Below are 12,139 nucleotides of genomic sequence, written 5' to 3'. Positions count from 1 at the left end.
CCTCCCAGTTCATGTTGACGATGCGCTCGACCGAGTGCACCAGAAAGCCCTGGGTCTTGGTGTTGTACTCGGTGATGATCACGAAGCTCTTGCCGACATCTTCACTCAGACCGGGCATACCGGTTGCCATCGCCAGATCCAGGATCGGGATGGTCGCCCCACGAATATTCGCCACACCGCGCACCACCGGGTTGGACTTGGGCATGATGGTGAGGTTGGGGCATTGCAGCACCTCCCGCACCTTGAACACGTTGATCCCGTACAGTTGATCGCCATTGAGGCGAAACAACAGCAGCTCGAGACGGTTCTGCCCTACCAGTTGTGTGCGCTGGTTTACCGAATCCATTACACCAGCCATGCCAGACTCCTTAACCAAAAGCCTGCGTTTCGTACCAATCGGCACGCGCCTTGCTTTTTTAACTGTATGAACACGAAAACGACATTTTTCCGACGCCTGACCCGCCACCTGCCCGGCATCCTTGCTGCGCTGTGCCTGCTGGCCCCTGGCGTTCGAACTCTGGCTGACGCTTTCACCTTGCCTGAACAGCTTATCGGTGTCACTCAGGGGTTTCTTGAATTCACAGTTGAGGATTATCTGGCGACCAGCCAGACCGAAGGCCGTTTCGAGATCCAGGTCAACAGCCTTGACCCGCGCCTGCGCATGCCGTTGTGCGACCAGCAGCTCGCTGCCACGCTGGAAAGCCCGGCACAGCCGCTGGGCCGGGTGACGGTGCGGGTGCGCTGTGATGGCAGCTCGCCATGGACGGTGTTCGTGCCGGCCCAGGTCCGCCTGTTTCGCAATGTGGTCACCGTCAGCCGCCCGCTCAAGCGCGAAAGCGTGGTGGGCGAACAGGACGTGAGCCTGCGCGAGCGCGACGTGGGCATGCTCAACCAGGGCTACCTGACCAGCCTGGACCAGGCGGTAGGGCTCAAGCTCATCCGACCGACGGTCATCGATCAGGTCCTCACGCCCCTGCACCTGGAACAGGCCGAAGTGGTACGCAAGGGCGATCACGTGGTCATTGTGGCCCGCAGCGGCACCCTGAGCGTGCGCATGCCGGGCGAGGCGTTGAGCAAGGGCGGCATCAGCGAGCAGATACGGGTACGCAATCTCAACTCCAAGCGAGTGGTCAAGGCCAGGGTCACCGGGCCGGGCCAGGTGGAAGTGGCCATGTGAGGTTTATCACCCGGCAGGATCAAACAAGGCTGGCGATCAGGAACCGCTTTTCCTAAACTGTGTCGAACCGGGTTGATGGACTTGCCGCGCAAGTTGCTTTGCATTTGCGTCTAAAGTTTCTTTCGGGTTGGCCGAAAACAAGGCAAGCGTCCAAACACCCAGAGGTTTTCTGATCATGGTCATCGACTTCAGTCGTTTGAGTAACAGCCCGTCCGTGACGGGCGGCGTGCGCACTGGCAACAGCCAGGAAAGCAACGCCAGCACCCGCACCAGCACCAGCACCAGCGCTACCGAGGCTGGGCAAAGTGGTGAGGCCGTACACCTGAGCCACGAGGCCCAGCAGTTGCAACAGGTCAGCGACAAGCTGCGCGACCAGCCGATCGTCAACAGCGCCCGTGTGGCGGAGTTGAAGCAGGCCATCGCAGACGGCAGCTACCAGGTCGACGCCAACCGTGTCGCCAGCAAACTGCTTAATTTCGAAGCCCAGCGCTAGCCCTCTGGCGCGCTGACTTCAGGACGCTAAAACCAAGAGCCAGCCAATGCACGACACTACTCTGCTGCAACTGATCGAAGACGATATTGCTCCAGCGCAACAACTGCTCGAGTTGCTGCAGGCTGAAGCCGTGGCCCTTCACGGCCGCGACATGCCATTGCTGGAAAACATCCTGGCGCGCAAGCAGTCGCTGGTGGTGTTGCTCGATCAGGGTGGACGGCGGCGTAGCCAGCTTCTTGCCAACCTCGGCCTGTCTCCTGATCGCGAAGGCGTAGTAGCCCTCGCCGAGCAGTCCGACCTGGGCCAGTTGCTAATCGAACAACTCGACGTGCTGGCCACGCTGATGAACGACTGCCAGGCGGTGAATGCCCGTAATGGCCACGCCATCCAGTTGCAGCAGAGCACGACGGAAAACCAGATCAAGATCCTCATGGGCGGCGAATCGCCGTCGCTCTACGATGCCCGTGGCTCGACATCGCCACTGGCCAAGCCTCGTGCACTCAGCCAGGCGTGACTCCCTCTATCAAGGCACGAATCATGCTGGCAGAATGCTAGCACTTGCCTGTGTCGTTTTTGCCTGGAGATTCATCAACCGTGTTCAATGACGAAGAAGCTCCTCAGCCTCCGAAGGTGCTCACTACGCCTTTGGAAATTGCCGCTCACCTGCGGATGCTGCAAGAGAGCCATGACCCACTGATCATCACGTTCCCCGAACGTAGCCAGCGCTTCCAGAGTTATGTGGTGGAGGTCGACCGGGACAGCAACAGCATGGCGCTGGACGAAATGATCCCCCGCGATGGCGAACGCTTCCTGGAAAACGGCGAGCCGTTTCGTGTCGAAGGCTTCCACGACGGCGTGCGTATTGCCTGGGACTGCGACACCCCGCTGAGCATCAGCAGCTCGGACGGCGCACGCTGCTACCGCGGCAGCTTGCCGGTCGAGGTGACCTACCATCAACGCCGCAACGCGTTCCGTGCGGCGCTCAAGCTGTCGCAACTGGTCGACGTGTTTTTCGACGGCGAGAAGTTGCGCGGCGACCACCCGCTCAAGGGCAAGCTGCTGGACATCTCTGCCACCGGCTGCAAGTTGCGCTTTGAAGGCAACGTCGAAGAACGCCTGCAACTGGGCCAGGTCTACGAAAAATTCGCCACTGGCATGCCACTGGGCCTGTCCCAGGTAATGGTCGAGCTGCGCCACCTGCACGTTGAAGAGCGCCTCAACGCTACCTTCGCCGGTGTGCGCTTCCATAACCTGAACGGCCAGATGTCGCGCAAGATCGAAAGCTTCGTGTACCAGCTGCAACGTGAAGCACGACGCTTCGACAAAGACGACTACTGATACACGCCCGCCCGGTTCGCCTGTAACGCCGCCCTACACTTGAGGCGCTGGCGTTACAGGCCCGACAGCCTCGTCATCCACCGCCTTGCCCTCCTCCGCCTCAGTGTCCTCTGCGCCCACTGGCGCGTGCATCTGATCCTGCACGACCTGCTCGTCGACCCGTGGGTCGAGTGCCGCCGACAACGGCGAGCCCGCTGCCGGCATGGCGACGTGCTGCAGCGGCGCATCGTCGACCTGATGCAGATTGGTGACCGCCTGGGGACGAATGCGCCAGACCAGTACCAGCGCGAAGAAACTGAAAAATGCGTAGAGCATCTGGTCACCCAGGGTCTTCATCAGCACCCCCGCTACCAGTGGCCCGATGCTCGCGCCCACGCCGTAGGTCACCAGCAGCATCGCCGTCAACGACACCCGTCGCTCGCTCTCCACATGGTCATTGGAAAACGCCACCGCCAGCGGATACAGGCAAAACTGCAGCAGCGACACTGCAAAACCGGTAATGAACAGCACCTCCAGCGGCACGCTGGGCAGGATCGCCAGCGGCAACGCCGCTACTGCCAACCCCATGGCCACGCTGCGGATCAATACCGCCCGGTCGTAGCGGTCCGACAACCACCCCAGCGGCCACTGCACCAGCAGGCCGGCGAAGATGCAGCAGCCCATGAACACACCCACCTGCTCGGTGCTCAAGCCCTGCTTGGAAGCATACAACGGCGCCAGGCCGTAGAACGACCCGACGATCAGCCCCGCCCCCAGTACCGTGCTCAATGACTGTGGCACCCGCTTGATGAAGAACTTCGGCTCCATCGGTGCAGGACGCAACGGCGCCGGGTGAATGCGCCGCGTCAGCGCCACGGGCACCAGGCACAGCGCGAAACACATTGCTACCAGCATCAGCAGCTCAAGCCCCAACTGCGGGTGAACGACCAGGATCAGCTGACCGAGCACCAGCCCCAGGTAGGAAGCGATCATGTAGCCGCTGAACACTGCGCCGCGCTGCTTGGCGTCGGCCTGCTCATTGAGCCAGCTCTCGATGACCATGTACTGGCACATCATGCCCAGGCCCACCACCACCCGCAGCATCAGCCAGGCGGGCAACCAACTGACCAGGCCATGGCCGAGCACCGCAGCGCCGACAATGCCGGCGCACGTGGCATAGGCACGTATGTGCCCGACCCGCGCGATCAGCCGGTGGCCGATCTTGCCACCCAGTGCCAAGCCGAAGTAGTTGGCTGCCATCAGGGCACCCACCCACAGGCTGTCCACCTGGTCGGCAGCCAGCCGCAGGGCCAGGTAGGTACTCAACAGGCCGGAACCGATCAACATCATCAATGCGGCGAAATACAGCGCGCGAAAAGACTTCCAGATAGTTCGCATCAGCGTCCCTGAGGGCCCCTTGAGCAGGTTGAAAACTGCTTGAAAGCATAAGTGATAAATCCGCCGGAACCGCGTGCCGGGCGTAAAAAAACAGGTGACAACGCATGATCCCCGATCATGTTCGGCACCTGCCATTTCTGCCTGTGCAGCAGGCGGCACTGGCGCCCCGCGATCAGGCCTGTGCCGCCAGCACGCGCCGCTCCCACGGGGTGATCTCGTCGAAGAAGCTGGTCAACTCCAGGGTCTTGGACGCGATGTAGCCTTCGATGAACTCAACGCCGAACAGTTCCCTGGCCAGCGTGCTGCGCTTGAGTCGCTCCAGTGCAGCATGCAGGGTGCACGGCAGAGACAGATGTTCGGGCACCTCGAACTCGCCCTGAATCGCCGCTGCCGGCTGCAACTGCTGCTCGATGCCGTACAGCCCGGCGGCCAGGCTGGCAGCAATGGCCAGATAGGGATTGGTGTCGGCACCGGGCAAGCGGTTCTCGACGCGACGCGCCACCGGCGCGCTGGCCGGGATGCGCAGACCCGCCGCGCGGTTGTCCTCTGACCAGCAGGCATTGTTGGGTGATGCATAGGGATGGCACAGGCGCTGGTAGGAATTGACGTTGGGCGCAAACAACGCTGTGAAATCGGCCATGCACGCCTGCTGGCCACCAATGAAGTGGTAAAAGGTCGGCGTGGGCTGGCCGTTGGCATCGCTGAACACATTGCGCCCACTGTCGATCTGCACCACGCTCTGATGGATGTGCATGGAACTGCCAGGGGTCTTGGCCAACGGCTTGGCCATGCACACCACGCTCATGCCGTGCTTGAGCGCGACTTCCTTGAGCAGGTGCTTGAACAGCAGGGTCTGGTCGGCCAGGAGCAGGGGGTCGCCGTGCAGCAGGTTGATCTCGAACTGGCTTACGCCCATCTCGTGCATGAAGGTATCGCGCGGCAGGCCCAGCGCCTCCATGCACCGGTAAACCTCGCTGAAGAATGGGCGCAGGCCATTGTTGGAACTGATACTGAATGCCGAATGGCCGTCCTCGCGTCGCCCATCAAGGCCCACAGGCGGCTGGAACGGCTGGGTCGGATCGCTATTGGCCGCGAACACGAAGAACTCCAGCTCGGTGGCTACCACGGGCGCCAGCCCCAGCGCGACATACCGTGCAATCACCGCCTTGAGCTGGCCACGGGTCGACAATCCCGAGCTTTCGCCGCTCAGTTCGTTGGCATCGCAGATGGCCAGGGCACGCGGTTCATCGCTCCAGGGCAAGCGATGAATCTGCCCGGGGTCGGCCACCAGGGCCAGGTCGCCGTCATCGCTGCCGTAGAAGCGCGCTGGCGGGTAACCGCCCATGATGCACTGCAGCAACACACCACGCGCCATCTGCAGGCGCCGGCCCTCAAGGAAGCCTTCGGCGGTCATCACCTTGCCACGCGGCACACCGTTGAGGTCGGGGGTGATGCAGTCGATTTCATCAATGCCCGTCAATCGCTCGGCGAGAGAACGTTGGCCATTGGTCGTCATGACTTGATCCTTGTTATTTTTAACAAGCCGCGAACGGCGACCCGCACAACATAGTCTCGGGGTGTTAAAAATATCAAGCACTGGATAGAGATCTCTATCTACCCCCAGGGCCCTGATTGTTCCTGATTAATGAGGTTGTACATGCAGATAGCCGTGATAGACGACTGGCAAGAAGTGGCTGAAGGTGTAGTGGATTGGACCACTCTGCACGCCTTGGGCGAGGTGCACTTTGTGCACGATTACCCAGCCGACACCCCGACGCTGGCCGCACGCCTGGCGCCGTATCAGGTGATCTGCATCATGCGCGAACGCACGGCGTTTGATGCTGAATTGCTCGAACGCCTGCCCAACCTCAAACTGATTGCTACCGGCGGGCTGCGCAATGCCGCGATCGACCTGCAAGCAGCCCGTCAGGGCATTGCAGTGGTCGGCACCGACAGCTACAAGCATGCCGCCCCCGAACTGACCTGGGCCCTGATCATGGCACTGAGTCGCAACCTGGTGGGCGAGGTCAATGCGCTGCGCGGTGGCGGCTGGCAGGTTGGCCTGGGTGGCGACCTGCACGGCAAGACCCTGGCGATTCTGGGGCTGGGCAGCATTGGCGAGAAAGTTGCCCGATTCGGCCAGGCGTTCGGCATGCGTGTCATAGCCTGGAGCCCGAACCTAAGCCAGGCACGCGCCAACGAGGTGGGGGTGATTCGTGTGGACAAGCAGCAACTGTTCGCCGAAGCCGACATCCTGTCCATTCATCTGGTACTCAGCGAACGCAGCCGCGGCCTGGTAGATGCGCAGAGCCTGGCCTGGATGAAGCCCGAGGCGCTGCTGGTGAATACCGCACGGGGGGCGATCGTGGACGAGGCCGCCTTGATCGCCGCATTGCAAAGCGGCCTGCTGGCAGGCGCCGCACTCGATGTGTTCGAACAGGAACCGCTACCGGCGCAGCATCCGTTTCGCAGCCTGCCCAATGTACTGGCCACGCCGCATATCGGCTATGTCACAGCGGCCAACTATCGGCAGTTTTATGGCCAGATGATCGAAAGCATTCTGGCCTGGCAAACAGGCACGCCGGTGCGGATGCTGCAATGAACCCCATCGCCACCTTCAATCACCCAACCAGGCACTGCGCCAGGCACTCAGGCTGTGCGGATCGAGCATCCAGTCTCGCCATACCGTTTCTCGCAAGCGCTGGCCGCTATGCTGCAAGGCCAGTGGATCGCGCAGTTGCTCACTAATGGCTCGCATCCAAGCCTCGTGCGTGTTACCCACACGCGTGACCTCAAGCATGCCACGGTGGCCAGGGACATCACTGCAAATGACCGGATAGCCACAGGCGCCGTACTCGAGCAGCATTTCGGGGCCTGTGAACTCATTCGCCACTGCAGGTGCCCGAGGCACCAGCGCCAGGTCGAGATCAAGCTTGACCAGGGCCTGGGCGCGTTGTGCAGGTGCCACGGGTAGATGCACTTGCGTAACGTACTTACGCAGTGCGTCAGGGCAAGGCCCCTGGACCACCCAGTCAACCTGAGAAGACAAGGCCCGAATCACCTCCGCGATATGCGCCAGATCTGCCCCCTCTGCCACACTTCCCGACCACCCCACGCGTGGCTTGGACGAGCGCTTGCCAGCAGGTATCGCCAGCGGCGTCCAGTGAGCAGGATCAAGACGCGACTCCACCAGGCGGACATCGCTGTGCAAATGCCGAGCAAACTCCGCCATCATCGGTGTGGCAACGATCACACGGTCGACCTCGGCCAGGACCTCGCGCAACAGTTGCATACCCTCACGGGTATCAGGCAACACATCCAGCTCGTAAACCCTTGCAACACGTGAAAACGTCCTGACGGTGCGCAGCGCCTCCCGCATGTCACGGTGTGCTGCGCCATGCAGCAGTATCACCTGCGGCGCAAAACGCTCCAGTTCCACGATGCCGGGCAGGCGCTCGACCTGCGCAGCCTGGATCGTCCCGGCTTGCTCCTGAGCCTGCAGGGGCAGTGTCAGACGGTGCCATGCTGCATGGCTGGCTGGGGCGGCCTGTGCCAACACAACCGGGGCAGCCAGGTTGAGCAGTGGGCGCCAGTTCAGCGCCAGCGGCCCCAACGCAGCACCACCTGGCTCGTCCAGCGAAAAATTCGTATTTCCCGCCGGATCTCGCGCCAACGCTGGCAACCAGCGCTCGGCCAAGCGCTGTTGCGTGGCGGCTGCGAAAGGCGTTGCCACGCATTCTTTCAAGATTACGCAACGCGGGGCCCACACCACCAGGTAGCCTTGCTGCGCCAGGCGCAGACACAAATCCACGTCCCCACCCTCATCTGCGAACACGCCGCTATCAAAGCCGTCAGCCTCGCGGTACAGCGTCGTGCGCACCAAAAGACAGTCGTGGCTGACAGCACTGTAATTCTGATCGACGAGCAGTCGGCTGAGGTATCCCGGCGAGGTGGCACTGACACCAAAAAATACCCGCCCCGCGCCTGCAAACAACCCTGGCATCAGACCGGCGTGGGTAACCCTGCCATCCGCCGAGAGGCTTTTGCCGCCAACGACCGCGACCTCCGGACGCAAACCATGATTGAGCAGTTGCTCCAGCCACTGCTCGTCGAACACTGCCGCCTGGGCAGACAGGAACAGCAAGAACTCACCGCTTGCGTACTCGGCGCCCAGATTCCTCGCTTCGCTGGCAGTGCAACGCCGGCCCGGGCGTACAACACGCAACTGCGCGACGCTCAGCAACTGTACATCGTGTAGCCACTGCATCACGTCCGGTGCATCACATGCTGCAGCTACAACCAGCACCTCGAACTGCCGATAGCGCGTTCTCTCCATCACACTCATCACGCAGCGCTGCAGCGCAGGCAGATCGCTGCCGGCCGCCACCACGATCGACACCTGCGGCCGCTGCACATGGCCATAGTCGATTGCATAACGCCCTGCACCGAATGACTGTATCTGCGCCTGAGAATAACCGCGCGCCAGCAGGTGCTGCTGGAGTGCCGCCAAGTACGCAGTGTCATCGCAGGCAGGCGGTGGGGTGATCACCAGCGGTTCGGGTATATGCCCGAAGCAGTGCATGCCAAGCTGATTGACCATGCGCAGGATCAGGTCGAACTCTATTGCGTCACCGAAACCTTGCGTGAAGCCACCGGACTCCAGCACTGCACTACGGCGAAATATCCAGTGCCGCCCCATCGCCGCGGGGTGGCTGAGCAGAAAGTCCAGATTGAAGTCTGGCCGAAGGCCTACGCTCAACTGATTGCTAGCGTCACGGATGACATAGTCGGTGTAGACCGCCGCACACTGAGAGGCATTGGGCAGCTCTTGCAGTACCGTCGACCACCCGGCGGGCGTGAATGTCTCGCCTGCCCTGACCAGCATGAACCATTCAACGTCGCCAGCCTGAACAAAGGCGTTGAGCTGCAAGGCCAAGTCGCCAACTGCCGCCCCGGTGTTCAACACCCGCAACCGCGCCTGACCGGAAGCGTCCTGTTGTTCAACGCTGGCCAAGGTCTGCTGCGTTGCCAGCGCATCGATGCCATCGTCCAGCACCACGATCTCTACTGACGACAGCGTGCTCTGGCAGGCGAGATGCTCGGTGATCAACTTTGCCTGCGCGGCAGAAGTCATGCGCGCAGCCAGCCAGTGACGAGTATGTTCGAATGTCTTCACACGCAGGTAGTTGTCAGCAATCACCTGGTAGAGATCCAGCGGCAAAAATTCAGCCGGACGATGCAGCGGCGCAACGTCTACCATCGTCCCGCCCGAGTCAGGGTCAGCCCAGCCCAACTCGAATACGCTACGCGTGAAGTCTCGCTGACCTTGGCCAGTTAGCAACTGTGCACGGTTGGTACAACTGAGCTGTTGTTGAGACACTCGATAGCGGGTCAGCGGCTGGCTCAGCATTGCCAGGTTGCCGTGCTGAAACAGCCGTGCGGCAAGCGCCATGTCACCGAAGCCGACAATCAATTTCCCCTGCAGCGACATCATCTGGTCGCCGTATGCCAGCAGGTGCTCACGGCGACACAGCATGCAGCTGGGCTCACCGACGAAGTTGATCGGCCGCCGGGCAAGAAACGCCACCAGTTGCGGGCCGTTGATCACCACATCATCGGCGAAAGGAAACAGATAGGGCAGGTCCGGCTCCACCAGTGCGCCCTGCTCATCGATCACCACCCGCCGCGAAGACGCCAGGGCTATCGAGGAGTCATGCTCCATGACGTCGACCAACGCAGCTACGCAGCCAGGTAGCAACTCATCATCATCGTGCAGAATCTTGATGTACTTGCCCCGTGCACCCTCAACACAGGCTGCCGCATTGGGTATTTCGCCCAGTGCCGGTTGATTGAAGGCGTAGTCAATGGGAACCCTGCTATTGGCGCGGAGCCGCTCGACGATTTCCCCGATTACGCCGCTGCGGTTGTCGTCGCGGATCACTATCTCCAGGTTCCCATAGGTCTGGTTGCATGCGCTGCGAAGGGCAACTTCAAAAAAATCGGCTTTGTAGGCAGGGATAACGATGCTGACCAAGGGGTTGGACATAGGCATATGAGTACAGAGCACCACCGGCAAATTGACAGATACCTCAAGGCACCAAGCCAAAAAGCCGGCACCACGAGTTGCACGCAGCAGCGAAGCAAGTTCCAAGCCAGCGACTAGCAAGCAGACAGGCTGCGAAAACGCTCGCCGCGGGTTCAATGTTCAGCGAACACGTAGCCTTTCTCGATAGGCGAGAAGGGTTGGCCGAGATCTTGCTGCGCGCATCGCATCTCAATTCAACTGACGGATTCGTGGCGTGATTGCCGCCGCTCGCAGACTGGTACGCTCCTCAGGGTGCAGGTCAGCACAGCGCCATCCGTTACCTTTCTGTCATCGCGAGCAGCTTTTCTTATGGCCGAGTCCGTCACCGTCACCAGCCCGCTACTCCCCCCCCTGGACGAGTTCATCCCCTACCTCCAGGCAATCTGGGAAAGTAAACGCCTGACCAATGGCGGACCTTTCCACGAGCAACTGGAGCAGGAGTTGGCTGACTATCTGGGCGTGAAGCATATTTCACTGTTTTCCAACGGCACCCTGGCACTGGTGACGGCACTTCAGGCCCTGCGCATCCACGGCGAAGTAATCACCACACCCTATTCGTTCGTGGCCACCGCGCACTCGCTGCTCTGGAACAATCTCAAACCCGTATTCGTGGACATTGACCCGCGTACCAATAATCTTGACCCCAGGCGCATTGCCGAAGCCATTACACCCGCGACGTCGGCGATCCTCCCGGTGCATTGCTATGGCGTGCCCTGCGATGTCGAGGGCATCCAGAAAGTTGCCGATACCTACGGCTTGAAGGTCATCTATGACGCAGCACACGCCTTCGGGGTGCGCCAGGACGGTGTAAGCGTGCTGAATCACGGGGATCTGTCGATTCTCAGCTTCCATGCAACGAAAGTGTTCAACACGTTCGAGGGCGGCGCGATCATCTGCCCGGACGAAAAGATCAAGCAGCGCATCGACTACCTGAAAAATTTTGGCTTCGCCGATGAGGTGACTGTCATGGCACCCGGTATCAACGGCAAGATGAACGAAGTGCAAGCGGCCTTCGGCCTATTGCAGTTGCAGCACATAGGGAGCGCACAAGAACATCGTCAGACGGTGTTCGCACACTACAGGGGTCGGCTGGAGGGTATTCCAGGCATCAGCTTGCTTGAACAGCCGCCCGGGCTGGAATGGAACTACGCCTACTGTCCGATCATGGTCGATGCCACGGCATTCGGCACCTCCCGGGATGAACTGTATGAACTGTACCGTGCCCAGAACATCCTGGTCCGTCGCTACTTCTATCCGCTGATCAACGAGTTCCCCATGTACCGCGCGCTGCCCAGCGCTGACCTGGGCAAGCTGCCCCACGCTCATCGAGTGTCTCGCCAGGTACTGTGCCTGCCAATTCATCCAGACCTGGACCGACAGACTCAGGATCGCGTCATCGAGGTACTGATCAACGCCCGGAGAAACCCGCGGTGAGCAACACTACTGCGACCACTGGCACGCTTCGCGTAGCGATCATGCAGCCGTATTTTTTCCCCTACCTGGGGTACTTTCAACTGATCGCCGCCGCCGACTGCTTCGTCGTCTACGACAATGTTCAGTTCATAAAACGCGGCTGGATCGAGCGCAATCGTTATCTGCTGCAAGCGGAACCCAGGTGGTTCGGCGTGTCACTCGCCAAGGCCAGCCAAACACAACAGATCATCGAAAA

Annotated in this window: 11 protein-coding genes; 7 read left to right on the top strand and 4 right to left on the bottom strand. The window is 60.9% G+C overall.

Features of this window, described 5'->3' with window-relative positions; genetic code table 11:
- The coding region (locus tag G3436_RS15870; protein WP_163946648.1) for a chemotaxis protein CheW at nt 1–358 on the bottom strand (358 nt) is incomplete at its 3' end.
- 66 nt (nt 359–424) lie between these two features.
- On the opposite strand from G3436_RS15870, the gene flgA reads away from it, so the two are divergent.
- The 4 genes from flgA to G3436_RS15850 all read left to right on the top strand — a co-directional run bounded on the left by flgA (nt 425) and on the right by G3436_RS15850 (nt 3,008).
- Nucleotides 425–1,177, top strand: coding sequence for a flagellar basal body P-ring formation chaperone FlgA (flgA, locus tag G3436_RS15865; RefSeq protein WP_163946646.1), 753 nt, complete (start codon nt 425–427; stop codon nt 1,175–1,177).
- Nucleotides 1,178–1,352: 175 nt separating this feature from the next.
- A complete protein-coding gene (gene flgM, locus G3436_RS15860) occupies nt 1,353–1,670 on the top strand; it encodes a flagellar biosynthesis anti-sigma factor FlgM (protein WP_163946643.1) in 318 nt (105 codons plus the stop codon).
- A 46-nt stretch (nt 1,671–1,716) separates the two neighbouring features.
- Nucleotides 1,717–2,184 (top strand): flagella synthesis protein FlgN, encoded by a 468-nt coding sequence (locus G3436_RS15855; protein ID WP_163946640.1) that lies wholly within the window; start codon nt 1,717–1,719, stop codon nt 2,182–2,184.
- A gap of 80 nt (nt 2,185–2,264) precedes the next feature.
- Nucleotides 2,265–3,008, top strand: a complete 744-nt coding sequence (locus tag G3436_RS15850) for a flagellar regulator YcgR PilZN domain-containing protein (RefSeq protein ID WP_163946637.1) — start codon at nt 2,265–2,267, stop codon at nt 3,006–3,008.
- A 33-nt stretch (nt 3,009–3,041) separates the two neighbouring features.
- On the opposite strand, the gene G3436_RS15845 is transcribed toward G3436_RS15850, so the two are convergent.
- Together G3436_RS15845 and G3436_RS15840 are read right to left on the bottom strand one after the other, a co-directional pair.
- The gene (locus G3436_RS15845; RefSeq protein WP_163946635.1) at nt 3,042–4,385 is read right to left on the bottom strand and encodes an MFS transporter; all 1,344 of its coding nucleotides are present in this window, start codon (nt 4,383–4,385) and stop codon (nt 3,042–3,044) included.
- A gap of 172 nt (nt 4,386–4,557) precedes the next feature.
- Entirely contained in the window at nt 4,558–5,799 is a 1,242-nt protein-coding gene (locus G3436_RS15840) for a glutamine synthetase family protein (RefSeq protein WP_178116481.1), read from the bottom strand.
- A gap of 237 nt (nt 5,800–6,036) precedes the next feature.
- Here G3436_RS15840 and G3436_RS15835 point away from each other — a divergent pair, with 237 nt between their 5' ends.
- On the top strand, nt 6,037–6,987 hold the full coding sequence (locus tag G3436_RS15835) for a D-2-hydroxyacid dehydrogenase family protein (RefSeq protein WP_163946654.1): 951 nt from the start codon (nt 6,037–6,039) through the stop codon (nt 6,985–6,987).
- A 15-nt stretch (nt 6,988–7,002) separates the two neighbouring features.
- Here the strand turns inward: G3436_RS15835 and G3436_RS15830 are convergent, their stop codons facing one another.
- Entirely contained in the window at nt 7,003–10,536 is a 3,534-nt protein-coding gene (locus G3436_RS15830) for a glycosyltransferase (RefSeq protein WP_163946631.1), read from the bottom strand.
- Between the two features lie 243 nt (nt 10,537–10,779).
- Here G3436_RS15830 and G3436_RS15825 point away from each other — a divergent pair, with 243 nt between their 5' ends.
- On the top strand, nt 10,780–11,904 hold the full coding sequence (locus G3436_RS15825; protein ID WP_163946630.1) for a DegT/DnrJ/EryC1/StrS family aminotransferase: 1,125 nt from the start codon (nt 10,780–10,782) through the stop codon (nt 11,902–11,904).
- A partial coding sequence (locus G3436_RS15820; protein WP_338001271.1) for a WbqC family protein occupies nt 11,901–12,139 on the top strand: 239 nt, incomplete at its 3' end. The genes G3436_RS15825 and G3436_RS15820, both read left to right, overlap by 4 nt.

Origin of the sequence: Pseudomonas brassicae, from assembly GCF_010671725.1 — a bacterium.
Taxonomy (GTDB): Bacteria; Pseudomonadota; Gammaproteobacteria; order Pseudomonadales; family Pseudomonadaceae; genus Aquipseudomonas; species Aquipseudomonas brassicae.
This window is presented reverse-complemented; position numbering and strand designations above follow the sequence as displayed.